Raw genomic sequence first — 24801 nt, 5'->3', positions numbered from 1 at the left:
CAGTTCGGCCCGTAGACACACGGAGGAGCGATGTTCGTCTTCAAGGCAGCTGTCGTCGGTGCTGGCACGATGGGGGGCGAGATCGCCCAGGTCGTAGCGGCTGCCGGCATTCCCGTCGTGCTCAAGGACATCGAGCAGCGCTTCGTCGACCAGGGTCTTGCGAAGGCGCGCGAGGTGACCGAAGGGCGACTGCGCAGTCTCGTCGCGAAGGGCAAGCTGAGCGAGGAGGAGGCCCGCCGCCAAGCCGAGGAGACACTCGGGCTGATCGAGGGCACGACTTCCTACGCGCCGTTCGGCGACGTCGACTTCGTGATCGAAGCCGTCCCCGAGCGGATGGACCTCAAACGGCGCGTGTTCGCCGAGCTCGACGCCTGCACTCCCGGTCACGCGATCCTCGCCTCGAACACCTCGTCGCTCTCGATCACCGAGATGGGCGAGGCGACCAGTCGGCCCCACCAGGTTTGCGGCTTCCACTTTTTCTACCCGGCGTCGGTGATGCGCCTGATCGAGATCGTGGCCGGCGAGGACACCGCGCCCGAAACGCTGCGGGCAGCCAGCAACTTCGCGCTCGCGATCCGCAAGACGCCGATTCGCTGCGAAGAGGTGCCGGGGTTCGTCGTCAACCGCGTGCTGCTCTCCGCGCTGTCGGAGCTCTGGCGTGCCACCGAGGAGGACGGGCTGTCGTTCGAGCAAGTCGATCGCGCTGTGCAGGAGTCGCGTGCGGCGCCGATGGGGCCCTACTTCCTCACCGACCTGCTCGGTCTCGACACCGTGCTCCACGTCGCCGAGCACCTGTACGAGCAGTACGGTCCCGAACGCTTCCACGTGCTCGGGAAGCTGCGCGAGCTGGTCGCCGCCGGGCACCTCGGGCAAAAGACCGGAAAGGGGTTCTATGAGCACGGCAGCGCCTGACGCCACCGCCCAGTCGCTCGTCGAGCGCTTTTCCCTCAAAGCGCTCGTCGAAGCATGTTTGGTGCTCGAGGAGGGTGTCGCCGGCGCGCGCGAGATCGAGGTGGCGATGATGCTCGGCGCGGGAATCCTGCCGGGACCCTTCCAGCGTGCCGACGAGCGCGGCCTCGACGAAGTGCTGGCGGCGCTCGAGCGCGCCGAGCGCGAGTGGGGCCCGGCGTTCGCGCCACCCACGATCCTGCGCCGGCTGGTCGCCCAGGGTCGGCTCGGCAAAAAGAGCGGTCAAGGTTTCTTCCCGTATCCGCAGCCCAATACCGGCGGCGAGCGCGAGACGGTGTTGCTCGAAACCCGCGGCGATATCGGCATCGCGTGGCTCAACCGGCCGCCCGCCAACCCGCTGTCGCCGCAGGCGCTACGCGACCTCGAGGCGCTCTGGCAGGAGGTCGACGGGCGCTTGCGCGCGCTCGTGATCGCCTCCTCGAACATCTTCACCTTCTGCGCCGGGGCCGACATCAAGGAGTTCACGCGCATCGACCCCGACAGCGAGGGGCGCGACCTTGTCGCCACCGCTCACCGGTTGATGCGCGCGATGGAGCGCTCGTCGACCGTAACGATCGCGGCCGTCAACGCTGTAGCGCTCGGCGGTGGTTGCGAGCTGGCGATGGCCTGCGATTTCCGCATCGCCGGCGAGTCCGCGAGCTTCGGTCAGCCCGAGATCAACCTCGGGATCATTCCCGGCTTCGGTGGCACCCAGCGGCTGCCGCGGATCGTAGGAGAGGCCAAGGCGCTCGAACTCAATCTCCTCGGCGACCCGATCGACGCCTGGGAGGCGCACCGTCTCGGCCTCGTGAACGCTGTTGTTCCCGACCACGAGCTGTTCGACACCGCGCTGGCGTGGGCGCGCAAGCTGGCCGCTCAGGCGCCGCGCGCGATCGAAGAGATCAAGCGCGTCTCGGCGCACGGCGACCTCGACGCCGGCCTCGCCAGCGAGGCCGAGGGATTCGCGCGCGTTTTCACGAGCGAAGATGCCCGCGAAGGGATCGCAGCCTTCCTCGAGCGGCGCAAGCCGCGCTTCCGTGGACGCTGACCGCGCGGGACGCCGCTCGCGCGCTACCAGCGGCGCCGCCGGCGCCGTCGCCGAGCTGATCCGCGAGTCACGGTTCTGTGTCGCGCTGACCGGCGCCGGGATCTCGGTTCCGTCGGGTATCCCCGACTTCCGCTCGCCGGGACGTGGGCTGTGGGAGCGTGTCGACCCGATGAAGGTCGCGCACATCGATGCCTTCCGCGACGATCCCGAGCAGTTCTGGCGTTTCTACAGCGAGCGCTTCCTCGGACTCGCCGACGTCGCGCCGAACCCGGCGCACTACGCGCTCGCACGGCTAGAGCACGAGGGCTACCTACGCGCCGTGATTACCCAGAACATCGATCGCTTGCACCGTCGCGCCGGATCGCGGCGGGTGATCGAGGTGCACGGCTCGATCGACCGCTGCGTGTGCCTGGTGTGCGGAGAGGCGCGCGGCTACGAGGAGGTGCTGGAGCTGCTGCGAGACGGCGAGCTAGTGCCGCGCTGTCGCCGCTGCCGCGAACCGCTCAAGCCCGACGTTGTGCTCTTCGGCGAGTTTTTGCCCGCGGCGGCGTTGCGCGAGGCCGAGGACCTGGCGCGCACGGCCGATCTCATGCTTTGCATCGGCTCCTCGCTCGAAGTCTGGCCGGTCGCGGGGCTGCCGCGGCAGACGCTTCTGTCAGGCGGGCGGATCGTGCTCGTCACGCAAGGGCCCACGCCCTACGACGGCGAGGCGACGGTGAAGCTCGACGGCGACGTCGTCGACGAGCTCGACGCCGTGCTGTCGGCGCTCTAGTTCGTTCGCTCTAGTTCATGGATTGCGGTCCGCTGCGGACCGTCGACGCTGCCTCGCGATGGCGGATGGCGTCCGCCAGCTCGCGCGCGAGATTCGCCAGCTGGGCGCAGTCGCTGCCGGCGCTCGCGGCTGCAGCGCGACAGCGCTCCGCAACAGCGCGCGGCAGGTGCGGCCGCCCGGGCTCGCGCTCGGCTTGCGCGCAAGCGGCGGCGAGCAGCGCCCGCGCGACGACGGGGCGACCGGCGGCAGCCTGCTGGTGGGCGAGGAGGGCGAGCTCGGCTGCCGGCTCGAGCGGTCTGCGCCCGGCGACCAGGTCGGCCAGCAGCTCGTCGCCGCGCTGCGCGCCGCGGCGACGCTCGCCGGCGGGAAAGTCGCGCAGCTCGACGACGACGTCGCCTTCGCCATGCGCCGCACGCTCGCCGCTTCCGAAGCCCAACCGCACCGCGATTAGCGAGAGCGGCGTGATGTCGCGCGGATCGGGGCTCGCGAACGCCTGGCGTGTGCACGCCAGCAGCGCGTTGGCGTTAACGAGCGCGTCCGCGACCTCGTCGCGGGGATCGGCGACCGCCGCGCGCAGCCATTTGCGGGCGGCGGCCGGGGAGAGCGGTTCTGGACGCACGACCGTGATGCGAGCGGTGGGCGCGGCGGGCCGCGGCCGTGGGCGTCGTGCCCGCCGCGCGAACGGACGGCGCCGCGCCACGCGCGGCTCGCCCGCCACAACTACGACCGCCCGCGCTTGCGCTCCCGTGTCCTCGCTGGCTCGCAGCAGGTAGCGGCCAGGGGCCACCAGCGGCGGCGCGGGCACGACGAGCTGCACGAAGGGGAACACACCGTTTGCGGCCTTACGGGGCTCGCTGCGCGGTCTGCGACCCCGCAAGCCGGGCAAGCGCAGCGGCCCCGTCAGTCGCCGCGGTGCGCGCCGCTGGCGCGGTGGCGATGCGCCCGCCGCGTCGGGATCGCGTACCGCGATGGCCGCACCGGCACCTCGGGGTTGCGGATCTTCTTGAGCTGCGCGATCAGGTCGCTCCACTGGCCCGGCTTGAGTATCGCCAGCGCCTGACGACCGAGTTTGCCGTTCTCACCGAAGAGCGGCCGGAACCCGACGTGGATGTGGTCGTAGTGGTCGGCCATCGCGAACGACGGGCCGCCGAGATCGAGCAACGAGATGATCTCGTCGGGGCGCATCGTGCCTTGCAGCTTGAGCAGGAGACGCACCGCCTGCTCGGTGATACCGCCGCGCTCCTGGTGTCCGGTGATCGGGATGCCGTTGAGAGCGGCGATATCGACCGCGGCCCCGTACGAGTGGTACGAGACGTTGCCCGAGCTCGTGTAGTACGAGTGACCGCACTTGAGGCTCGTCACCGTCGGGCGCAGACCGTTCTCGGCCAGATAGGCGAGCACCGCCAGCACGCGCCGGTCGATCTGGCCCGAGCGGATGTCCTCGCGCCCGCAGGGATAGATGTCGATGCGCGGGTCGCTCAGCACACGCCGCTCGAGCAGCGGCTTCGGCAGCAGCAGCACCTGGCCGATCGACATGCCGTCGCCGTCGTCGCCGTAGAGGACGTTACGGCCCGAGGCACGGTAGATCGCCGTCGCTTCGAGCAGTTTCCAGCCGTCGAGGATCGGCTTGGGATCGATCAGTGGCGCACCGCGGCCGGCGGGACGAATCGCGAAGTAGACGTGCGCAGCTAGGCCCGGCACCGTGCGGCCGATGCGACCGAGGATCGTGCCGCCGATCACGCGCGAGCCCTTGCGCAGACGCTTGAGACGCACGTCCTTGGCATCGAGACCGAACGGCCGCGAGAAGTACGCGCGGAAGGTTTCGAAGCGACCGTCCTTGCGGGCACGCATCTCGGCGATCTGTTCGAGACCGCCGTTGTCGCGCGCCAGCGGGTGGTCGGGGTGCGCGAACAGGCGCTGCTTGAGCGGGAGAGACGGCTGCGGTGCGGGCGCGTCGTCGCCGGTCTTACCGCTCGGCTGCGGATCGGGGTTGTCGCGCGTCGGTTGCGTCCCTGCCGACGCGGGACCGGTGGGACGCGGGTCGCGGCGCGAGCGCGCGCTCACCGCCTTGGCGACCCGCGGCGTGGCCTCGGGATCGGCCTTCGGCACCGGGTAGTAGCGCGAGATCGAACCGAGGTGCGCGTACAGGTAGCGGTTGCCGTAGACGTCCTGGAGAACGATGTAGCGCCCGAGCTCGCGGTTGTAGCCGATCTTCTTGATGATGCCGTCGTTGACGGCGACGACCGGTGCGCCCACGCGCGCGAAGATGCGGATGCCGCGCCGGTCGTCGCGCGACTCGACGAGCCGCGCTGCGTTCTGGCCCGGACGCAAGCGGGTCACGAGCTGGCGTTCGGCGACATCGTCCGCATAACGCGCGCGCGCGTAGACGGGGAAGTGGCCCTCGGTGAGACCGGTCAACGACCCGATCAGGTCGGCGGGCACCCCGGCGATCAGCCGTGCCCGCAGCAGCACCGAGTCGACGTACCAGTCGGCGTGGTTGTAGGCGAAGATCGCGCGCCGGACGTCCTGGTCGTAGCCCGCCGCCTTCAGGTAGCGAGCGGCGGCGAAGATCGCATCGACGGGGTTGTAGGGATCTTTGCGTCCGTCCTTGTTCGCGTCCACGCCGTAGACGCGCCAAGTCGACGGCAGGAACTGCATCCAGCCGACCGCGCCGGCCGACGACACGGCGAGGTTGCGGCCGTAGTCTGTTTCGATCTCGTTGATCGCCGCGAGGATCTCCCAGCGAACGCCGTACTGGATGCCGGCCGCCTGGTAGATCGGAAGCAGGAAGGGCGGCACGCGGAAGCGGCTGATTATGAAGTTGGGGACGCTGCGCGCCGACGGGGGCGTGGGCAGCACCTCGGTGTAGGTCGGGTTCGATCGTGTGGGCGTGCCGTCGGGGTTACGAAGCGGCGTGGCGGGGCGTGGCTTGGGGCGAGAGGCACGCGGACGGTCGGGATCGATCCGACGCTCGCGCTTCTTGGCCCCACGACGCTCGTCGCGCTCGCGCGTCGCGCGGGGCTGGTCGATCTCGACCTCGGCTTGAGGGTTGGTGGTGGTGCCGGTACCGGTCGTGCCCGTACCGGTCGTGCCGGTGGTGTCGGTTCCAGCGGGCGGTGTCGTGGTGGTGCCGGTCGACGGGGTGGTCTGGGGCCCCGTCGGCTGCGTGCCGCTCGGCGAGGTGGCGGAGGGAGCGGTCGGCACGGTCGTCGTCGAAGGCGCGGTGGGAACGGTCGCGGTTCCAGTGCCCTGCAGTAGCTGGGTCGCCGAGGACGTGGTGTCGCCGACCGTGTCGAGTGCGACGCGTACGACCTCGCCGTTGGCCAGGCGGACAAGGGTGCTCTCGCGTTCCGCGCTCGCCGGGAGAGTGAAGGCTGCTGCCAGCGCCGCGGTCACGGCCAGCGTCAGCGACGAGCCGAGCGCTAGGCGCCGCAAGATCCCCGCGTTGTCTTGCTGCATTCCTCCCTTCCCCTGGCCGACTTGCCGGCGGCAGTGCGGGCGCACGCTAGCAGAGCTAGGTGCTTGCTCTGTGGTCGCAACGCTAGGTGATCGCGTTTCGCTTCGCAACGGGTAACCGCTTCGGGGAGCGCTTGCGCACGGGCCGGCCCGTGCGACCGGTTCCGATTCCACCGGTTCGGATTCCTTATCGGCACGCCCCCGCCGGCCTGAAGTGCGGCCAGCCGGCGGCGCGCGTCGGCAGCCGCGCGGTCTGGCGCGCTGCGGCCGGGAAGCGCGCCCGCCTCTAAACGAGTAGCGCGCGGGACGGGGTGACAAGCGATCGCCCGGCGCTTGCAACCACTTTTGCAGGCGCCGTTCTTCCTTGCCGCATTCCTTGCCGTAAGAGGCTGGTGAATGTAAAGCTGAGGTAGAGGTCTATCTAATCGATGGAGCGACGGCGCTGGCTTGCCCAGCGAACGCGCTCGGTTACCCTCGCTGCATGGCACAACGAGGAGATCGCAAGGGGTTGGTCGAGCGGCTGTCGCGTCAGGGGGAGGAAGCGCTCGGGCGCGTCGTCGAGGAGATCCTCGCCAACCCTGTGTTGAGCGCAGCGGTGTCGCGCGCCCTCGAGGCACGCGACAAAGCTGCCCAGGCGCAGGAAGCGGCGATGGGCGCGCTCAACCTGCCGTCGGCCGCTGACCTCGAGCGTCTTACGCGGCGCGTTCGCGCTGTCTCGCAGCGGCTCGAAGGGGTGGAGGACGCGCTCGACCGGATCGAACAGCGGCTTGAGCGGATCGAGAGCGCGGTGTCGGGGCGCGCGTCCGCCGCACGTTCCGGAGCCGCTAAGAGGAACTCTTCCTGAACCGCTCTAGCCGGTCCCAGCCGGGCGCTGCGTCGCCGCTGGCGCTAGCCGCCAGCGAGACCGCCGTAGCTCCGGCGCGAACGAGTGCTTCGTCGCGGGCCGGGGGCGTAAGCCGCGCTGGTGCTCCCGCGCCTGGGTGCTGGTCGACGACAAGCAGCGCACACGCGCGCACACCGGCTACCACTGCAGCCGCGAGCAAAGTCGCTGTCGCCATGTCGCACACGACGGCGCGGCCGTCGTGGTCGGCCGGTGCATGCATCGCTGCACCTGCGGCTAGTTCGTGGGAAGCGCACGCCACTGGCACAGCGCCGAGGCTGCGCGCAGCACGCACGAGCGCGCGGTCGCAAGCACCGCTGAGAGTCGCGGCAGGTCGTGTGGCAGCAGGTCCTGGCGCGACGATAGCCGCACGTGTCTTGCCCGGGGCAGCCTCCGCGTACTGACCTAAATGTGAAGTAGAGATTGATTGTTCTGGGCCGGCGCGGTCTTCGTCGCCATCAGCGGCCGCCCGCAGTAGAGCTGCGGCGACGGCGTCCACACGCACAACTCGCTCGGCGACGGTCAACGCGCCGAGCGGGGGGTGGCCGTCGAGTGCCGCACAGGCCCATACCCCCACGATCGTGCTCACGCCTAGGGCGGCAAGGTCCTGACAGACGATCGCCGTGCTCGACGCGCCGAGCCCCGCTGCTTGCACCAGCACCTCCTGTCCGGTCGCAGTGCGTCCCCGGTAGCCCCACAAACCGCGCGCGTGGTTGAACATCAGCGGTCGCTCGAGCGTACGCTGGGCGATCCCCAGAGCGAGTCGCGGGTCGTCGGTCACAACCGCGGCCGGCGCCGGCTCGGTACGCGGCTCGAGGTGGAGCGAACCGGGATGGCCGGACGGAAACATCGCCGCGCCACGATAACCGGCTTCCGGGCGGGGCAAGCGCTGATCGCCCGGGTCGCGAGCCGGCACGTGCAGACCGCCCTCTGTGCGAGACTCAGGCCGTGGCGCGAGGCAGCAGACCGCGCGAGATATCCGACGCCGTCAGGGAAGCAGTCGAACAAACCCTGCAGCGCACCCTCGGCTCCGCCGAGCGTACGCGCGACCGCGCCCAAGGTGCGGTCGACGAGCTGGTCGGCATCGTCGACGAGTTCGTTCGCGGCGCCGAGCAGCGAATTTCGCGCGGGCGTCGAACCGTCTCGGGTCTGATCGGTGCCGAACTGCCCGCGACCCGCGACGACGTGCGCAAGCTCGCCTCGGCACTCGACCGCATCGAGCGGCGCCTCGCTGCTATCGAGCGAGCCTTGAAAGAAGCCGGCAAGGAGGTCGGCGCGAAAGCCAGCGCCACGGCTCGGCGCGAGCCTCGCCAGCGAACGCCGGGGACGTGAGCGGCAGGCGCATCCTCATCACCGGCGCCGGTAGCTACGTCGGCAGCTCGCTCGCGGCGCGGCTCGAGCGCGAGCCGTGGGTCGAGGCGATCTTCGCCGTCGACACGCGACCGCCACGGCTGACGCTCGAGCGCACCGAAGTGATCGACGCCGACATTCGCAGTCCGGTGCTCGGTCGTCTGCTCCCCCAGATCGCGGTCGACACTGTCGTCCACAACCAGATCGTGCGTCAGCCAGGGCCGAACATGAGCCCGCGCAAGATGCACGAGATCAACGTGATCGGCACGCTGCAGCTGCTCACGGCCTGCGAGAAGGCCGACAGCGTGCGCGCGATCGTCATCCGCGGCTCCGCGGGCATCTACGGTGCCGAGGCGGGCGCGCCGCAGTTCTTCACGGAAGAGGCGAGCCGCCTGTATCCGCCGCGCACGCGCTTCCAACGCGACGTCGCCGAGATCGAGAACTACTTCGAGGCGTTCGCCCGCCGCCACAGCCGCGTCGTGTGCACGATGCTGCGCTACCAGCCGGCGATCGGGCCGACCGTCCAAACCCAGATCACCCGCTACCTCTCGCTGCCCGTCGTGCCGACATACCTTGGCTTCGACCCTCGCCTGCAGTTCATCCACGAGGAGGACGCGGTCGCGGCGCTGGTGGCGGCGGTGCAGAAACCCGTGCGCGGCGCGATCAACGTGGCGGCTCCAGGCACGATCGGCCTCACGCGCATGCTGCGCCTTCTGGGCAAGCCGACACTGCCGCTCGTCGCGCCGCTGTTCGAGCTCTTCGCCGACCAGCTGGCGCGGTTGCGGATCGCGAACTTCTCGGAAGATTTCCGGCGCCTCCTGCGTTATGGGCGCGGTGTCGACATCTCGCGCCTGTGTAGCGAGCTCGGCTACGAACCCCGCTACACGACCGAAGAGGCGGTGCGCGAGTTCGCCGCCACGCGCGAGGGGATGAGTCTGGTGCCGTCGCTGCGGCGCCTGCTGGCGGCGGTGAGCTAGCCGTGGCGGAAGCGAGGTAGGGGTGGCAGAGAGGTCGGATCCGCGCAGGCGCGCGAAGCGGTCGACCGCGAGGTCGACCACGACACGAGGTGCAGCACGAACTCGCCGCTCGCCTTCCGGTCAAGCTGCTCCTGACCACGCGGCCCCGGGCGCGGGTGCGAAAGACAGCTTCGACGAACGCGCCGTTGACCCGGACAGCGGCGGCGAGCACGGCGAGCGAACTGCGGCGATCGCGTCAGCGCTCGCCGACCTGGCGGGCGCTGTGCGTGCCTTGCCTGCGGCGGTGCTCGACGCGCTGCCCGCCGAGGTCGCTGCTGCGCTGCGCACAGCCGCCCGTCGTCTCGCAGGCGATTACAGCGAGGACGAGTGGGGTCGCGATCCCGAGTTCGAGCGCGCGCTCGAGCCGCTCCTCGACTTTCTCTACGAGCGCTGGTGGCGCGTGACAGTGGTTGGCGTCGAGCGGTTGCCGGCGCGCGGCCCGGTGCTGCTCGTCGCCAACCATGCGGGCTTTCTGCCCTGGGACGCCCTGATGGTGAAAACCGCTGTCCGGCGCGAACACCCAAGCCCGCGCACGATCCGTTTCCTCGAGCTCGACTGGGCGTTCGCCACGCCCTGGTTGTCGACGCTCGTCCGCAAGCTCGGCGGCGTTCCCGCCACTCCCTACAACGCCTTGCGCCTGCTCGAAGAGGGCGGAGCCGTGCTCGCCTTCCCCGAAGGCGTGCGCGCGGCGCAGCGGCGCTTCCCCGAGCGCTACCGCATCCAGCGCTTCGGTCGCGGCGGCGTCGTCGAGATCGCGCTGCGGGCGCGAGCGACGCTCGTGCCCGTCGCGGTCGTCGGGAGCGAGGAGGCGCACCCCCACATCGCAGATGTCCCCTGGCTCGGGCGTCTGTTTGGCCTGCCGACACTTCCCGTCACACCGACCTTCCCACTGCTCGGGCCGCTCGGTCTGGTGCCGTTGCCGGCGCGCTGGCGAATCGAGTTCTGCCGACCACTCGAGCTCGAGCGGGCAGGTCCCGACGCTGCCGAAGACCGCGCCTACGTGTTCGAGGTCTCCGAGAAGCTGCGAGCGGCCCTTCAAGAAAGCGTCTACGCCAACCTCGCTGCGCGCGGGCCAGCGTTCTTCTGAACATGCGCTGCGGTGTAGGTTGAGGGGGCATGGGCCTATTTCGCTCCGCCAAGGAGTTCCGCGAGGTCGTCGATCGAACCTTCGAGATGCTCAGCACCGATCCCAAGATCGGGCCCGAGCTCGCCGCTGCGCGCACGCCGCAGCGCTTTGAGTTTCCCGACCTCGACCTGGTCGTCAACGTCACCTACCAGGATCCCCCGCGCGACGGCCAGCACTTGCGTTGGGTGTGGAGCGACGACATCGATTGGGAGCCCGAGGTCGAGTTGACGATGGACTCCGACGTCGCCAACCGCTACTTCCAGGGCAAGGAGAACATCGCGATCGCGCTGGCCCGGCGGCGCATCAAGTCGAAGGGCAACGTGCGCAAAACGCTCGCCTTGATTCCGATCACCAAGCCGATGTTCGCGCGCTACCGCGAGATGGTGGAGCGGGACTACCCGCACCTCGTGGTGTAAGCAAGCGTCGGCGCTAGCGAGCCGTTATCGACCGAGCGCCAGAGCCGCGGGAAGCGATCGTTGCCGTGTGCGCTGCGAGCCCTCGCCTTGCGGGTGGGGCTTAGAGATAGACGCCACGCAGCAGATAGGCCATCGCCAGCGCCTCGGCCGGCATCTCTTCGCCGCCGGTGCGTGCCGGCGCCCCCTTGCGCCCGTCGGCGGAAGTCGCGCCTCCAGCCGCTTCCACCGCGCCCGCGGCGGCCGGCGAGTCCGGGAACATGTTGTAGGCGGTGTGCATGACCCAGTCGACGGTCTTCGGCGACAGCGCGTACAGGATCTCGCCGAAGGTGCCGAGCCGCGAGGCCTTGCGCTTCGGTTGCTGGACGATCGCGTCGCAGATCATGCGCGCCGCCTCCTCGGGGCTGAGAGCGGGAAACGCGCGGTAGATGGACGTGGGCTCAATCATCGGCGTGCGCACGAGCGGCATGTAAACGGTCGTGAACTTCACGCCGTCGCCGATCGTCTCTGGTGCCGCGCAACGCGAGAAGGCGTCGAGCGCCGCTTTCGACGCGACGTAGGCGCTGAACCGTGGCGGGTTCGTTTGCACGCCGATCGAGCTGATGTTGATGATGTGGCCACGACGGCGCGCGCGCATCGACGGCAGCAGCGTCATGATCAGCTTCACCGCGCCGAAGTAGTTGACGCGCATCGTCCGCTCGAAGTCCTGGAAGCGGTCGTACTCGCGCTCCAACGACCGCCGAATCGACTTGCCGGCGTTGTTGATCAGGATGTCAACGCGGCCGAGCCGGTCGAGCACGCCGCGGGCCATCCGTTCGATGTCGTCGAGGTCGGTGAGGTCGCAGGGCTCGACGTGCGCCTTGCCGCCGAGCCGTTCGACTTCGCGGGCGACCTCTTCGAGCTTCTCGCGCGTGCGTGCCACGAGCACCACCTCGCCGCCGGCCTTGCCGAGCTCGAGCGCGGTGGCGCGACCGATGCCGCTCGATGCGCCAGTGATCAAGATGACCTTGTCGCGGATCGCGGCGGCGAGCCCCCGTTCCTTGAACACGTCCGGGTCGAGGTGCCGCTCCCAGTAGTCCCACACAACACCGGCATAGGCGGCGAGCGGCGGGCAGGCGATGCCGCTGCCTTCGAGCGCCGCGAGCGTCTGGCGGCAGTCGAAGCGGCAGTAGAACTCGCGGTTCTCCCACGCTGCGGGCGGAATCCCGAAGTCGCGCAGGAACGTCTCGCGGATGCGGCGCACGGTCGGCACCTGGCGCAGGAACGCTCGTAGCTGGCGCGGGACCGCGTCGGCGATCCGGCGATCGACGCGGAGGGCGAGTTGGGGAGCGTGTGCGGCGCGCGCGAACACGTTGATCGCTTGCCCGACCGACAGCGGACGCGGATCGACAAGGTGGAAGGTGTCGCCCGGCAGCTGTTCGTCGGGGAGATGGGCGATGTGGTCGAGAGCGGCAGCGACGAAGTCGACGGGCACGATGTTCGTCTGTCCGCCCTCGGGCCCGGCGAGCGGGAACCACTGCGGGAAGATGTAACGCAGCCGCTGGATCAGCTTGAAGAAGTAGTAGGGGCCGTCGATGCGGTCGGCTTCGCCAGTGCGTGAGTGCCCGACGACGATGCCCGGGCGGTAGACAAGAAGCTTCCCGGCGACAAGCTCGCGCGCTAGCCGCTCGGATTCGAACTTCGTGCGGTGGTAGGCGTGGGGTAGCTGTTGCCCCTCATCGAACATCGTTTCGAGGAACACGCCCTGGTAGCGCCCCGCCACGGCGATCGAACTGACGTGGTGGAAGCGCCGCGCCCCGAGCGCGTTGGCGAGCTCGATCGCGTGGCGTGTGCCGTCGACGTTGGCCCGCACCATCGCTCGCTCGTCGGCTTCCATGTCATAGACCGCGGCGAGGTGGAAGAAGTGGTCGACGGGACCGGCGAGGTCCTCCACCGCGGCCACGCCCGCGCGCGGTTCGGCGAGGTCGCCGACGACGGGGCGTACGCGGCCGTCGGGCGCGCCGAGCCGGGCCAGCAGCTCCTCGAGGCGGCCGCGCGAGCCGTGGCGCACGAGCACGTACACGGTGCCGTCGCGTTGCAGCAGCCGCTCGAGCAGATGGCGACCGATGAAACCGGTCGCACCAGTGACGAAGTAGTTGGTGCTCACGCCCGCACGACCTCCCTCGTGACCGCGAATGCCTGTCCAGGAATTGGCATGGCCGCCATGCCTTGCCCTGCGGTGCGCCCGAGTCTAGACCGCCCCGCCGTGCCGAGTGGACCCTCCAGCGCTGATATCCGGCCCGGTGCGGCACCTTCAGGTGGCACAACCGCCACCCCGGGTACCGTGCCTGGCGGTGAAAGCGGGCCGACGTGTCGATGGCGCTGCTGGCGCTGCGGGTAGCGGAGCCACGGCAGTGCGACTCAGCACGCGGCAGGTGGCGGAGGCGCTCGGGGTCGCTCCGTCGACTCTCCGCCGCTGGGTCGAGCGCGGCGCGATCCCCGGTCTGACTCCGCGCACGCTCGCTCGCGGCTGGACGCAGCGCGAGATCGCACACGCCCGCGTCGTCGCGCGGCTGCGGGCGCGCGGACACCGACTCGACGCGATCGTGCGGGCTGCACGCGACGGTCGCCTCGCCTACGGCTACGTCGAAGAGGTGCTGCCCGGGACCGACGAGCCCGTCACTATCGCCGAGGCGTCGGCGGCGACAGGTCTCGCCCCGGAGCTGATCGAGCGCATCTGGACAGCGCTCGGTCTTCCCCGCGAGCTCGAGCGGCTGTCGCGCAGCGACGTCGAGGCGCTCCGACACGTCGCCGCCGCCCTGTCGGCGGGCCTGCCGGCCGAAGCTTTCCTCCAGCTCGCCCGCGTCTACGGACAAGCACTGGCCCAGATCGCGGACGCCGAGGTGCGCCTGGTGCACCTCTACGTGCATGTGCCGCTGATGCGGCGCGGCGTCTCCGGCGCCGAGATCGCCGAACGCATGCAGGGGCTCGCCCAGCGTCTACTGCCGCTGGCTACGCCGATCATGGAGCACGTGCACGAGCGGCTCCTGCGCCACTTCATCGAGCAGGACGTTGTCGGGCACATGGAGGGCGATCTCGACGACAGCGAGGCGCTAGCTGGGCGGATCCGCACGGCGATCGCCTTCTGCGACCTCTCCGGCTACAGCCGGCTGACCGAAGAGGAGGGGGAGGAGGAGGCGCTCTCGACGGTCGAGCGGCTCGTTGACGCTGTCCAGGCGACGCTGCCCGAGGGAGCGCGGTTGGTGAAGACGATCGGCGACGAGGTGATGATCGTCTGCCAGGACGTAGCGGCGCTCGTCGACTGGTCGCTGGGCCTTTTGAGCTTCTTCCCCGACCGTCCGCAACCGCGCATTGGCTTGCACTGCGGATCGGTGCTCTACCGCGACGGCGACTACTACGGGCGCGCCGTAAACCTCGCCGCACGGATAGTCGCGCGCGCGAGCGGTGGCGAGGTGCTGGTGAGCAGCGACGTCGTAGCCGCGGTGCGGGGGCGGCCCGAACGCCATCTCCGTTTCGAAAGCATCGGCGAGATCAAACTGAAAGGTTTCCGCCGCCCGATCGGCCTGTGGCGCGTCGTCGCCGCCGAGTGAACGGTCGATGCCCGCAGCGCTCCGACCTTTCCTTGCGAACCTAGTCGCTGGCGCAGCTAGCAACGTGAGCGAAGCCGCTCGACACCCCGGAGCGTTCCGCCAAGAGCCCCGCGACCCGCTGGCCGCTGCCAGCGGCAGCGGACTGGTCGTGCGCGACCGGCCGCTGCTCGTCTTGCTCTCGGGCGGCGGCGACTCGGTCTGCCTGCTCGACGTCGCGGTGCGCCTCGGTGCGCGCGTCAGCGCACTGCACGTCAACTACGGCCTGCGTGCCGACGCTGCCGAGGACGAGCGTTTCTGTCGCGATCTCTGCGCCCGCCTCGGTGTGCCACTTATCGTCGAGCGCGTCACCCTACCGGCGACCGGCAACCTTCAAGCCGAGGCGCGGCGGGTGCGCTACGAGCTCGCTGAGCGCTACGCCGAGGGCGACTACGCAGCGGCCCACACCGCCACCGATCAGGCCGAAACCGTGCTTTTTCGGCTCGCCACCCAGCCCGGATCGCGGGCACTGGCGGGGATGCAACCGCGTCGCGGCCGCCTCGTCCGCCCGCTTTTGCGGGTTACACGCGCCGAGGTCCGCGCCTACCTGCGCGAGCGGGGGCTCGCGTGGCGCGAGGATGCGAGCAACGCCGACCGCCGGTTCGCCCGCAACCGTGTCCGCCACGACGTGCTGTCTGCGCTCCGCGAGCTCAATCCGGAAGTTGAGCGCGCGATCGCCGAAAGCGCGCGCCAGGTCGCCGAGGAGCGGGCTTTCGTCGAGCAAGCGGCGCGCGACCCGGCGCTCGGCGTGGCCGAGGGAACAGCGGTCGTGCGCGATCAGCTCGAGCGGCTTGCACCGGCGCTGCAGCGGCACGTTCTCGCAGCGCTCGCGCGGCGGGCGGCCGGCCACGAGGTGCCGATCGGCACTGCCGACACAGCCGCGATCCTCGCTTTGGCACGGGGACCGGGCAGCCGCGAGCTCCATCTCCCAGGTGGCGTGCGAGCGATCGCCGAGTACGGCACGATCCGCTTCGCCCGGGGAGCGGGCGCCACGCCGCCGCCACCGCTCGAGCTGCCGCTGCCGGGCGCGGTGCAATTCGGTCGCTTCCGCGTGGCGGCGCGGTTCGCACGCTGCGAAGGCCCCGCTTCGGTCGCCGAACCGGCGCTGGCGCGCGACCGGCTGCCTGCGACGCTCACCGTCCGGGTGTGGCGTCCCGGCGATCGGATCCGTCCCCTCGGCCTCGGCGGGACGAAAACGCTGCAGGACGTATTCACCGACGCCAAGGTGCCGCGTGCGCTGCGCGCCGAGCTCCCGGTCGTCGAGGCGGCCGGCGAGATCGCGTGGGTGGCGGGCGTCTGCGTGAGCGAGCGCTTCGCGGCCCGCCCGGGGGAGCCAGCGGTCGTGTTGAGTGCGCGCCTCGCTCGTGGCGACGGCGACTCGGCGGAAGGGCAGTAGCGTGCCGGGCGGGCCAGTGTCCCCGCCAAGGGCGTCGAGCGCGCGCAGTCGGCAAACTAAAGCCACGCGCCACTGAAACCCTCGGGCGGTTCGGCGGAGAGTTGAACACGCATCCTTCCGATCGACAGCTAGCGGGCGTGCGGGCCGGTTTGTCCGACTCCGCGGGCGGCGAGCGTACGCATGGCCCACGACCGGGCAGCGTCGTCGTCGACGCGCAAGCGCTAGCCGAGCGCATTCGCCAGTTGGCGGCAGCGATCTCTAGCGATTACGCCGGGCGGGTACCACTGCTGGTCGGCGTGCTGAAGGGCGCGGTCTTTTTCGTCAGCGACCTGATGCGGGCGCTCGAGGTGCCGTGCGAGGTCGACTTCATGGCGGTGGCCTCCTACGGCGACGCGACGTCGAGCTCGGGCGTGGTGCGCATCCTCAAGGATCTCGATCGGCCGATCGAGGGTCGCGACGTTCTCGTCGTGGAGGACATCGTCGACTCCGGGCTCACGCTCTCATACCTTCTGCGCACGCTACGCGCACGCGGGCCGGCGTCACTCGAAGTGTGCGCGCTGCTCACCAAGCCGGAGCGGCGGAAGATCGACCTCCCGATCCGCTATGTCGGTTTCGAGATCCCCGACCGGTTCGTGATCGGGTACGGCCTCGACTTCGCGGAACGCTTCCGCAATCTCCCGTTCATCGCCGAGCTGGAGGAAAGGGGCGGTTGACGGTCCGTCGCGGGCTCACGGCTCACGAGTTCGCCGGCAGCGGCCGAGAAGGAAAAAGCAGACGAGCTCCCCAGCGTTACCGGTCAGAACGCCGCTACCCCGCTGCTACGCTCAGGTTTCACAGTTGGGCGGGCCGAGCAGCTACGCCCGTCCCGGGAGGGCACGACACAACGTGAAAACGAAAACGTCGAGATTCTTCCGTAGCGCCCTCTTTCCGATCCTGATCGTTTTCGTGCTGGTGCTGTTCGCCCAGCGCCTGATCACGCCCGCGTCCGAAACGCGCCAGCCGCACTACTCCGACTTCCTCCAGCAGGTCGAGCAACGCCGCGTCAAGCAGGTCACGCTTAACACCAAGAACAACCGCATCGACGTCGAGCTCAAATCGGGGCAGAAGTACGAGACCGCCTATCCCGACAACACCGAGCAGCAGCTTGTCGACCAGTTGCGTCGCTCGGGCGCCGAGGTCGACGTCAAGGCGAAAACGACCTCGGGGTGGTTGCCGATTTTGAGCTACGGGCTGCCGATGCTTTTGTTCCTGCTCTTCTGGCTTTTCATCATCAACCAGATGCAAGGTGCCGGGCCGAAGGTGATGTCCTTCGGCAAGTCGCGGGCGAAACGTCTGTCGGTCGACCAGCCGAAGATCACCTTCCGCGACGTCGCTGGTGTCGACGAGGCGGTCGAGGAGCTGCGCGAAATCAAAGAGTTCCTCGAGAACCCCAAGAAGTTCCAGGCGCTCGGCGCGCGTATCCCGAAGGGCGTGCTGCTGTACGGGCCGCCGGGCACCGGTAAGACGCTGTTGGCACGGGCGGTCGCCGGCGAAGCGGGCGTGCCGTTCTTCTCGATCTCGGGGTCGGACTTCGTCGAGATGTTCGTCGGCGTCGGCGCGTCGCGTGTGCGCGATCTCTTCGAGCAGGCCAAGCAGAACGCGCCCTGCATCATCTTCATGGACGAGATCGACGCGGTCGGTCGGCACCGCGGCGCCGGTCTCGGCGGCGGTCACGACGAGCGCGAACAGACGCTCAACCAGCTGCTCGTCGAGATGGACGGCTTCGAGATGAAGGACAACATCATCTTGATCGCCGCCACCAACCGGCCCGACATCCTCGATCCGGCGCTGCTGCGCCCGGGCCGCTTCGACCGCCAGATCGTGGTCGATCGTCCCGACTTGAAGGGGCGGCGACAGATCCTGGCGGTGCACACGCGCGGCAAGCCGCTCGCGCCCGACGTCAACCTCGACAACCTCGCCGCCCAGACGCCCGGTTTCACCGGCGCCGATCTCCAGAACCTGGTCAACGAGGGCGCGTTGCTCGCCGCGCGCGAAGGTAGCCGTCGCATCGAGCAACGCCACCTCGAAGAGGGCATCATGCGCGTGCTCGCCGGGCCCGAGAAGAAGTCACGCGTGATGTCCGAGAAGGAGCGGCGCATCACGGCCTACCACGAGATGGGGCACGCGCTCGTCGCCCACTACCTCGAGAACACCGATCCGGTGCACAAGATCTCGGTGATCTCGCGCGGTCAGGCGCTCGGCTACACGATCTCGCTGCCAACCGAAGACAAGTTCCTCACCACCAAGGCCGAGCTCGAGGACTCGATGGCGATGACGCTCGGTGGCCGTGCCGCCGAGGAGCTCGTCTTCGGCGAGGTCACCACCGGCGCCGCCAACGATCTCGAGAAGGTGACGCACACCGCCAAACAGATGGTGATGCGCTTCGGCATGTCCGAGAAGCTCGGCCCGCGCGTCTTCGGCCACGACCACACGCAGCCGTTCCTCGGTCGCGAGCTCGCCACCGAGCCCGACTACTCGGACGAGATCGCGCGCGAGATCGACGACGAGATCCGCCGGATCGTCGAGGAAGCACACCGCCGTGCGCGGCAGGTGCTGGAGGAGCATCGCGCCGAGCTCGACCGGCTGTCCGAGATCCTCATCCGTCGCGAGACGATCGAGCGCGAACAGTTCCTGAAGCTGCTCGACGGGGCCAGCGAGGAGGAGGTCTTCGGCACCGACGACACCGAGGCCGAGGCTGCTCGCGAGGCGCCCGAGTCAGCGGCCGAGCCGCAGCGCAAGCCGCGGCCGACACCGTCGCCGCTGCCCCGGCCAGGGCTAGCCGGCGGCACGGCCGAGATGCGGGCCGACGACGGCCCGCGTCGCTGACGACCGGCATCTCGGCGCGCGTGCGGCGATACTGCCGGCTGTGAGCGAGCGCCCCACAGCGCCTGCACTCCCTAGCGGCCTCCGCTATCCGGTGGTGATGGGCATCCTCAACGTGACGCCCGACTCGTTCTCGGACGGCGGTCTATTCACCGATCCGGACGCAGCCGCCAGGCACGCGCGCGAGCTGGTCGCCGCCGGCGCGCAGATCGTCGACGTCGGCGGCGAGTCGACGCGGCCCGGTGCCCAGCCGGTGTCCGCGGACGAGGAGCTGCGCCGCGTCGAACCTGTGCTCGAACGGCTCGGCGGCGAGGAGCTGGGGGCGTGGATCTCGATCGACACCACCAAGGCGCCGGTCGCGGCGCGCGCCATCGACCTCGGCGCGACGATCGTCAACGACATCTCGGCGCTGCGTTTCGACCCCGAGCTGGCCGACCTCGTCGCCGAGCGCGGCTGCTACTGCGTGCTGATGCACATGCGCGGCGAGCCGCGGACGATGCAGATCGACCCCCGCTACGACGATGTCGTGAGCGACGTGAAAGCGTTCCTCGCCGAGCGCATCGAGTTCGCTTGCGCTCGCGGTATCGCCGAAGAGCGGATCTGGGTCGATCCCGGCATCGGCTTCGGCAAAACCGTCGAGCACAACCTCGAACTGATCGCCCGTCTCGACGAGTTCCTCGACCTCGGTCGACCGATCCTGATCGGGACGTCCCGCAAGAGCTTCATCGGGCGCATCTGCGATCGGCCGGAGCGCGAACGGGTCGCTGGCACCGTCGCCAGCAACGTGCTCGCGCTCGAGCGTGGCGCCAGCGTGTTCCGTGTTCACGACGTGCGCGAACACGTCGACGCGCTGCGGCTGGCCGTTGCTACGTTGCGGCGAACCGACCCTGGGAGGTTCAGTGAGCTGGGAGCGTGAGCCGTTCGGACAGGACCCCGACGGCGAGGACGAGGAGTTCGACTTCGACGACGAGGAGGAGGGCGGGGTTGAGCCCGCCGTCACCGTAGAGGTCACCGGTCTCTCGCTGTACACCAGGCACGGCGTGACCGATGCCGAGCGCGAGCTCGGCCAGCGTCTGATCTTCGACGTCTCCTTCGAGCTCGACCACTGCGACGCCACGCTCACCGACCGCATCGAGGACACCGTCGACTACGCCGAGGTTTGCGAGCAGGTGGCGCTGGCGGCGCAAGAGCGCTCGTACAAGACGCTCGAAAGGCTCTGTTCGGCGATCGCCGACCGCCTCGTCGAGCGCTTCGGGGCGACGAGCGTGCGCGTCAAGGCGACGAAGCCCGAGCCGCCGATACCGCTGCCCGTCGAGGGCGTGTCGGTGGAGGTGTGGAAGGAGGTCTAGCGCCCGGCGTGTCGGCGGAGCGCGTCTATCTGGGGCTGGGGTCGAACGAAGGCGACCGGCTGGCGATGCTGCGTGCCGCGGTCACGCTTCTGCGCGAGCGTGGCGTCGCGATTGAGGCGTGCTCGTCGGTGTACGAGACCGAGCCGCAAGGGGACGTGCGTGAGCAGCGCGACTTCCTGAACGCCTGCGTGCGCGCCCGGTTCGCGGGCGAGCCAAAAGAGCTGCTTGCCGTCTGTAAAAGCGTCGAGCGCGCGCTCGGCCGGCAGCCCGGCGGGGTCCGGCACGGGCCGCGCCCGATCGATGTCGATCTGCTGCTCTTCGGCGACCGCATCGAACGCAGCGAGCGCCTGGTGCTGCCGCATCCCGAGGTGACACGGCGCCGCTTCGTACTCGAACCCCTGCTCGAGCTCGATCCGGATCTCGCGCTGCCGGGCAGCGGCGAGCCGCTCGCCGCCTTTCTGTCCACCGTCGCCGGGCAGCGCGTGGAACCGGTGGGGCCGCTCGTGTTCGCGGCGTGAGTGCCGCGCGCCGACGAGTCGTTGCCGTTCCGCACGCCGTCGTCGCGGCGGCCAAACGTGCCGCCGCACGCGCCGCCGCGACACGGGCGGGACGCGCGGGTGTCGTGTTCCAAGAGCGTCAGCTGCCCGACGCGGCAGCGGCGCTCACCTACTACGCCATGCTTGCCCTCGCACCGGGACTTTTGGTCGTCGCGAGCGCCCTCTCGCTGGTCGGCGAAGCCACTGCCGAGCAGCTTGTGGCGCGTGTGCGCGAGCTCGCCCCCGGTCCCGCCGCTGACGTTCTCGATCGAACGCTCGGCGACCTGCGCTCGGCACCGGTCGGCGCGGGGATCACAGCGGCGGTAGCCGTCGGCGCGGCGGTCTGGTCGGCCTCGAGCTATGTCGAAGCGTTCCGGCGCGCCGCGACGCGCGCCGCCGGCCTCGCCGACGGTGGCGAGCCCGTTTTGCGCGCCGCTGTGGCGCGCCTGCTGCGAACGCTCGTGCTGGCGCTTTTGCTGGCCCTAGCTGCCCTGCTCGTCGCCCTGACCGGCGACGTGGCCCGCGCTCTCGGGCGGCTTCTCGGTACGTCCGACGCCGTGTTGACCGCGTGGTCGTTCGCGCGCTGGGCTTTGCTCGCAATAGTGACGGTGGCAACCGTCACCTACCTCTACGGCACGGCCGGGGTGCTCGGCGGCTCGTTACTGCGCCCGAGTCGCGGCGCTCTCGTCGCGGTCGCCGTGTGGCTTGCGGCGTCGGTGGCGTTCAGCCTGTACGTGAGTGGGCCCGCCTCCTACGGGCGCACCTACGGAGCGCTCGCCGGCATCGTGGTGTTTCTCGTCTGGCTGTGGCTCAGCAACGTCGCGTTGCTGTTCGGCGTGGCCTACGAAGCGAGCGGCGACAAGCAGCGAGCGCAGGTGCAACAGCGACCCGCCGACACGTAACCGCCGCTCGCCAGCGGTGGTACCGAAAGACGCGGGCGAGGGAACGCGGCGCCGACCCTCCGTTATGTTGCCCGCGATCGCCGCTAGCGGCCGCTCGTGCCAGTGCGCCCGGCGGCCGACCCCCGACAAGCGATGACAAGCCAGGCCACGACAGCTGTTCTCTTTCCCGGTCAAGGCAGCCAGACGCCGGAGATGCGCGAGCTCGTAGCGCGCGTACGTCCCGACCTGCTCGAGCTGGCCTGCGAGGAAGTGGGCAGCGACCCCTTCGAGCGTGTCGAGGAGAGCACCGCCTACGCACAGCCGGCGATCTTCTGTGCAGCTCTCGCCGGTTGGGAGCTGGTGCGCAGCCGCGAGTTTCCCGTCGCGCTAGCTGGGCACTCGCTGGGCGAGCTCGCGGCCCTCGTCGCCGCGGGGGCGATCGGCGAATCCGACGGCGTCCGCCTCGCTGCAGAGCGCGGTCGGCTGATGGCCGAGGCGCGCAGCGGCGCGATGCTCGCGGTGCGCGCGAGCTACGAGGAGGCGGGCGAGCTCGTCGCGGGCACCGAAGCTGTCCTCGCCAACCACAACGCGCCGCGCCAGGTGGTGATTGCCGGGCCCGAAGCGGCGATCGCAACAGTCGAACAGCGGTGTCGCGAGCGCGCGATCGGTGCGCGCCGGCTAGCCGTGAGCGGTGCCTTCCACTCACCGCTTATGGCCGAGGCCAGCGAGCGTTTCGCTGCCGTGCTCGCCGAGATCGAGGTGCGCGAGCCGGGCGTTCCGGTGATCTGCGGCGCCACCGCTGCCCCCTTCAGCGACGTGCGCCGCGAGCTCGCCGAGGCGATCGTTCGGCCGGTGCGGTTCGTCGACGTCGTGGCGGAACTGCGCCGGCGCGGCGTCGAGAGGTTCGTCGAGGTCGGACCGGGTCGCGTGCTGCAGGGGCTCGTCCGGCGTATCGACGCGTCCGTCGAAACCGTCGGGCCACCGGTCGCGGAGGGTGTCGGTGGGTAGGTTCGAAGTCGTTCGCGCCTCCGTCGCAGCGCCCGTACGCGTCGCCCGTCGCCGCGCGCTGTTCGCGCGCGTCGGCGGTCACCTGCGCTCGCTCGGCGAGCCAGCGCAGCGACCGTTGCGCTCGCTGGCGAGCGCCCGGATCGCCGGCATCGGCTTCGCGGTGCCCGAGCGCGTGCTTTCGTCGGCGGCGGTGGCGGAACGGCTCGGCGTCGACGAGCGTTGGATCGTCACGCGGACTGGCGTGCGCCAGCGCCACGTCGCCGCCGAGAGCGACACGCTCGCCGACCTTGCCGCCCGCGCTGCGCGCGCCGCGCTCGCCGACGCCGAGCTCGAGCCGGGCGAGGTCGATCTCGTCGTCGTGGCGACGATGGCCGCCGACGAGCTCACTCCGAACGCGGCGCCGCTCGTGGCCGAGGCGATCGGCGCGCCCGGGGCAGGTGCTTTCGATGTCGGTGCCGCTTGCACCGGCTTTCTCTCGGCGCTGGCGCTGGCTGCGGCGATGGTCGAGGCGGGCCGGGCCCGGCAGGCGGTGGTCGTCGGCGCCGACATCCTCAGCAGGCTCCACGACCCGGCCGACCGCTCCACCGCCGCTTTGTTCGCCGACGGTGCGGGCGCCGCTGTCGTCGTTCCGCCGCGCGCCGGCGGTGCCGAGATCGGGCCGATCCTGCTCTCCTCGGAAGCCGACCGCGAGCGCATCATCCACGCGTCGCACGACGACCGCTTCATCCGCATGCAGGGCCACGACACCTTCCGGACCGCGGTGCGGCGGATGTCCGAGGTGACGCTCGCTGCTGCCGAGCGGGCGGGGCTTGCCCTCGACGAGATCGACTTGTTCGTCTACCACCAGGCGAACGCGCGCATCCTGCGCGCCGTCGCCGAGCGCCTCGACCTCGACGAGCGACGTGTCGTGGAGGCGATCGACCGCTACGGCAACACCTCGTCGGCGACGATCCCGATCGCGCTCTGCGACGCGCGCCGACGCGGTCTTTTGCGCAGCGGCGCGAACGTGTTGCTGGCTGCGTTCGGCGCCGGTTTCACCTGGGGTGCGGGGGTCGTGCGGTGGGAGTGAGCGCGCAGCCGTTGGCGGGCGGCCGGTCGGCGTCGGGCGATGACCCGCGCGCCGTCGGCGCCGCGCTCGTGACGGGAGCGTCACGCGGCATCGGCGCGGCTATCGCTCGCGCTCTGGCAGCCGACGGGTGGCGGGTCGCTGTGAACTACCGTGCCGACGCCGACGGGGCGCGTGCCACCTGCGAGGCGATCGCTGCCGCCGGAGGCACGGCGCTTGCGGTCGCCGCCGACGTCGCCGACGCCGAGGCGTGCGAGCGGGCGATTGGCCGGATCGAGGAAGAACTCGGCCCGGTGCTCGTGCTTGTCAACAACGCCGGTCTGCGGCGCGACGGGCTCGCTCCCCAGCTCAGCGACGACGATTGGCGGACGGTCATCGAAACCGATCTCACAGCCCCGTTCCGCCTCATCCGCCGAGTTCTGCGCCCGATGTTGCGGCAGCGCTACGGCCGCATCGTCAACGTCGCCTCGGTCGTGGGGGCGTTGCGCGCCAACCCCGGACAGGCCAACTACGCGGCGGCGAAGGCCGGGCTGGCAGCGCTGACGCGCACGGTTGCGGTGGAGGTGGCACGTAAGGGGGTGACGGTCAACGCGGTCGCGCCGGGGCTCGTCGAGACCGAGCTCACGCGCGACGTCAGCGATCGGCTGGCGGCGCTGATCCCTGCCCGGCGCGCGGGCACGTGCGAAGAGGTGGCGGCGGTCGTCCGCTTTCTCTGCTCGCCCGAGGCTTCGTATGTGACCGGTGCTGTGATACCCGTCGACGGCGGCCTCAGCGCCTAGCCCCGAGGACAGCGACAAGGAGGACGAAGAGAGCAATGGCCCAGCAGGCAGTCACGCGCGAACAGATCGAAGAGCGCGTCTTGAAGGCGTTGGTCGAATTCGGCGCCGATCCCGACAAGGTCGCTCCGGACGCCGAGTTCGAAGCGCTCGATATCGACTCGCTCGATCTCGTCGAGCTGGCGCAGATCGTCGAGGACGAGTACGGCGTCCAGCTCGAGGGCAAGGACATGGAGGGCCTGCGGACCGTGGCCCAGGCCGTCGATCTGATCGCGTCGCGCGTAGCCTGAGC

General features: G+C 70.1%; 24 protein-coding genes. 20 read left to right on the top strand and 4 right to left on the bottom strand.

Annotated features, from left to right (window positions below; all coding sequences use genetic code 11):
- The first annotated feature begins 30 nt into the window (after positions 1 to 30).
- Genes JDY09_RS07930 through JDY09_RS07920 form a run of 3 tightly spaced genes read left to right on the top strand, consistent with a single transcriptional unit; the run spans position 31 to position 2768 of the window.
- Positions 31 to 912 carry a 3-hydroxyacyl-CoA dehydrogenase family protein gene (locus tag JDY09_RS07930; RefSeq protein ID WP_274716394.1) on the top strand — a complete coding sequence of 294 codons (882 nt, stop codon included), beginning with the start codon at positions 31 to 33 and terminating at the stop codon, positions 910 to 912.
- On the top strand, positions 893 to 1996 hold the full coding sequence (locus tag JDY09_RS07925; RefSeq protein ID WP_274716393.1) for an enoyl-CoA hydratase-related protein: 1104 nt from the start codon (positions 893 to 895) through the stop codon (positions 1994 to 1996). The genes JDY09_RS07930 and JDY09_RS07925 overlap by 20 nt, the downstream gene beginning before the upstream one ends.
- A complete protein-coding gene (locus JDY09_RS07920; protein WP_274716392.1) occupies positions 1986 to 2768 on the top strand; it encodes an SIR2 family NAD-dependent protein deacylase in 783 nt (260 codons plus the stop codon). The genes JDY09_RS07925 and JDY09_RS07920 overlap by 11 nt, the downstream gene beginning before the upstream one ends.
- Positions 2769 to 2778: 10 nt before the next feature.
- Here JDY09_RS07920 and JDY09_RS07915 read toward each other — a convergent pair whose 3' ends face one another.
- Both JDY09_RS07915 and JDY09_RS07910 read right to left on the bottom strand, forming a co-directional pair.
- Positions 2779 to 3597, bottom strand: a complete 819-nt coding sequence (locus JDY09_RS07915) for a hypothetical protein (protein ID WP_274716391.1) — start codon at positions 3595 to 3597, stop codon at positions 2779 to 2781.
- Positions 3598 to 3668: 71 nt separating this feature from the next.
- Positions 3669 to 6227, bottom strand: coding sequence for a lytic murein transglycosylase (locus JDY09_RS07910; protein ID WP_274716390.1), 2559 nt, complete (start codon positions 6225 to 6227; stop codon positions 3669 to 3671).
- Positions 6228 to 6705: 478 nt separating this feature from the next.
- Between JDY09_RS07910 and JDY09_RS07905 the strand changes: the two genes are divergently transcribed.
- Positions 6706 to 7068, top strand: coding sequence for a hypothetical protein (locus tag JDY09_RS07905; RefSeq protein WP_274716389.1), 363 nt, complete (start codon positions 6706 to 6708; stop codon positions 7066 to 7068).
- Here JDY09_RS07905 and JDY09_RS07900 read toward each other — a convergent pair.
- The gene (locus JDY09_RS07900) at positions 7049 to 7954 is read right to left on the bottom strand and encodes a hypothetical protein (RefSeq protein WP_274716388.1); all 906 of its coding nucleotides are present in this window, start codon (positions 7952 to 7954) and stop codon (positions 7049 to 7051) included. The two genes, JDY09_RS07905 and JDY09_RS07900, sit on opposite strands and share 20 nt — an antisense overlap.
- A gap of 98 nt (positions 7955 to 8052) precedes the next feature.
- Here JDY09_RS07900 and JDY09_RS07895 point away from each other — a divergent pair, with 98 nt between their 5' ends.
- From JDY09_RS07895 to JDY09_RS07880, 4 genes are all read left to right on the top strand, one after another.
- On the top strand, positions 8053 to 8436 hold the full coding sequence (locus JDY09_RS07895) for a hypothetical protein (protein WP_274716387.1): 384 nt from the start codon (positions 8053 to 8055) through the stop codon (positions 8434 to 8436).
- A complete protein-coding gene (locus tag JDY09_RS07890) occupies positions 8433 to 9431 on the top strand; it encodes an NAD-dependent epimerase/dehydratase family protein (RefSeq protein WP_274716386.1) in 999 nt (332 codons plus the stop codon). The genes JDY09_RS07895 and JDY09_RS07890 overlap by 4 nt, the downstream gene beginning before the upstream one ends.
- A gap of 283 nt (positions 9432 to 9714) precedes the next feature.
- On the top strand, positions 9715 to 10557 hold the full coding sequence (locus JDY09_RS07885) for a lysophospholipid acyltransferase family protein (protein ID WP_274716385.1): 843 nt from the start codon (positions 9715 to 9717) through the stop codon (positions 10555 to 10557).
- A 29-nt stretch (positions 10558 to 10586) separates the two neighbouring features.
- Positions 10587 to 11012, top strand: a complete 426-nt coding sequence (locus JDY09_RS07880) for a hypothetical protein (protein WP_274716384.1) — start codon at positions 10587 to 10589, stop codon at positions 11010 to 11012.
- Between the two features lie 100 nt (positions 11013 to 11112).
- Here the strand turns inward: JDY09_RS07880 and JDY09_RS07875 are convergent, their stop codons facing one another.
- On the bottom strand, positions 11113 to 13155 hold the full coding sequence (locus JDY09_RS07875; RefSeq protein WP_274716383.1) for an SDR family oxidoreductase: 2043 nt from the start codon (positions 13153 to 13155) through the stop codon (positions 11113 to 11115).
- Positions 13156 to 13342: 187 nt separating this feature from the next.
- Between JDY09_RS07875 and JDY09_RS07870 the strand changes: the two genes are divergently transcribed.
- From JDY09_RS07870 to JDY09_RS07815, 12 genes are all read left to right on the top strand, one after another.
- Positions 13343 to 14599 (top strand): adenylate cyclase regulatory domain-containing protein, encoded by a 1257-nt coding sequence (locus JDY09_RS07870; RefSeq protein WP_274716382.1) that lies wholly within the window; start codon positions 13343 to 13345, stop codon positions 14597 to 14599.
- A 64-nt stretch (positions 14600 to 14663) separates the two neighbouring features.
- Positions 14664 to 16031 carry a tRNA lysidine(34) synthetase TilS gene (gene tilS, locus JDY09_RS07865; protein ID WP_274716381.1) on the top strand — a complete coding sequence of 456 codons (1368 nt, stop codon included), beginning with the start codon at positions 14664 to 14666 and terminating at the stop codon, positions 16029 to 16031.
- 137 nt (positions 16032 to 16168) lie between these two features.
- Positions 16169 to 16744 carry a hypoxanthine phosphoribosyltransferase gene (hpt, locus tag JDY09_RS07860; RefSeq protein WP_274716380.1) on the top strand — a complete coding sequence of 192 codons (576 nt, stop codon included), beginning with the start codon at positions 16169 to 16171 and terminating at the stop codon, positions 16742 to 16744.
- A 172-nt stretch (positions 16745 to 16916) separates the two neighbouring features.
- Positions 16917 to 18896, top strand: a complete 1980-nt coding sequence (gene ftsH / locus JDY09_RS07855) for an ATP-dependent zinc metalloprotease FtsH (protein ID WP_274716379.1) — start codon at positions 16917 to 16919, stop codon at positions 18894 to 18896.
- Positions 18897 to 18936: 40 nt separating this feature from the next.
- On the top strand, positions 18937 to 19809 hold the full coding sequence (folP, locus tag JDY09_RS07850) for a dihydropteroate synthase (protein ID WP_274716378.1): 873 nt from the start codon (positions 18937 to 18939) through the stop codon (positions 19807 to 19809).
- A complete protein-coding gene (gene folB / locus JDY09_RS07845) occupies positions 19793 to 20242 on the top strand; it encodes a dihydroneopterin aldolase (RefSeq protein ID WP_274716377.1) in 450 nt (149 codons plus the stop codon). Before folP ends, folB begins: the two co-directional genes overlap by 17 nt.
- Positions 20227 to 20760 (top strand): 2-amino-4-hydroxy-6-hydroxymethyldihydropteridine diphosphokinase, encoded by a 534-nt coding sequence (gene folK, locus JDY09_RS07840; protein WP_274716376.1) that lies wholly within the window; start codon positions 20227 to 20229, stop codon positions 20758 to 20760. Before folB ends, folK begins: the two co-directional genes overlap by 16 nt.
- The gene (locus JDY09_RS07835; protein WP_274716375.1) at positions 20757 to 21680 is read left to right on the top strand and encodes a YihY/virulence factor BrkB family protein; all 924 of its coding nucleotides are present in this window, start codon (positions 20757 to 20759) and stop codon (positions 21678 to 21680) included. Before folK ends, JDY09_RS07835 begins: the two co-directional genes overlap by 4 nt.
- A 132-nt stretch (positions 21681 to 21812) precedes the next feature.
- Positions 21813 to 22667, top strand: a complete 855-nt coding sequence (locus JDY09_RS07830) for an ACP S-malonyltransferase (protein WP_274716374.1) — start codon at positions 21813 to 21815, stop codon at positions 22665 to 22667.
- Positions 22660 to 23736, top strand: coding sequence for a beta-ketoacyl-ACP synthase 3 (locus tag JDY09_RS07825; RefSeq protein WP_274716373.1), 1077 nt, complete (start codon positions 22660 to 22662; stop codon positions 23734 to 23736). The genes JDY09_RS07830 and JDY09_RS07825 overlap by 8 nt, the downstream gene beginning before the upstream one ends.
- Positions 23727 to 24512 carry a 3-oxoacyl-ACP reductase FabG gene (gene fabG, locus JDY09_RS07820; protein WP_274716372.1) on the top strand — a complete coding sequence of 262 codons (786 nt, stop codon included), beginning with the start codon at positions 23727 to 23729 and terminating at the stop codon, positions 24510 to 24512. The genes JDY09_RS07825 and fabG overlap by 10 nt, the downstream gene beginning before the upstream one ends.
- Positions 24513 to 24547: 35 nt before the next feature.
- Positions 24548 to 24799: an acyl carrier protein gene (locus JDY09_RS07815; protein ID WP_274716371.1), complete on the top strand. Its 252-nt coding sequence runs from the start codon at positions 24548 to 24550 to the stop codon at positions 24797 to 24799.
- The last annotated feature ends 2 nt before the right edge of the window (positions 24800 to 24801 follow it).

The organism is Thermoleophilum album, assembly GCF_028867705.1.
Lineage (GTDB): Bacteria > Actinomycetota > Thermoleophilia > Solirubrobacterales > Thermoleophilaceae > Thermoleophilum.
The sequence above is the reverse complement of the archived record's forward strand: the minus strand, read 5'-3'. Positions and strand labels throughout refer to the sequence as shown.

Coding starts and splice junctions, on each gene's coding strand:
- JDY09_RS07930 (WP_274716394.1), top strand. CDS start 31: ATGTTCGTCTTCAAGGCAGCTGTCGTCGGTGCTGGCACGATGGGGGGC.
- JDY09_RS07925 (WP_274716393.1), top strand. CDS start 893: ATGAGCACGGCAGCGCCTGACGCCACCGCCCAGTCGCTCGTCGAGCGC.
- JDY09_RS07910 (WP_274716390.1), bottom strand. CDS start 6,227: ATGCAGCAAGACAACGCGGGGATCTTGCGGCGCCTAGCGCTCGGCTCG.
- JDY09_RS07905 (WP_274716389.1), top strand. CDS start 6,706: ATGGCACAACGAGGAGATCGCAAGGGGTTGGTCGAGCGGCTGTCGCGT.
- JDY09_RS07900 (WP_274716388.1), bottom strand. CDS start 7,954: ATGTTTCCGTCCGGCCATCCCGGTTCGCTCCACCTCGAGCCGCGTACC.
- JDY09_RS07880 (WP_274716384.1), top strand. CDS start 10,587: ATGGGCCTATTTCGCTCCGCCAAGGAGTTCCGCGAGGTCGTCGATCGA.
- JDY09_RS07830 (WP_274716374.1), top strand. CDS start 21,813: ATGACAAGCCAGGCCACGACAGCTGTTCTCTTTCCCGGTCAAGGCAGC.
- JDY09_RS07815 (WP_274716371.1), top strand. CDS start 24,548: ATGGCCCAGCAGGCAGTCACGCGCGAACAGATCGAAGAGCGCGTCTTG.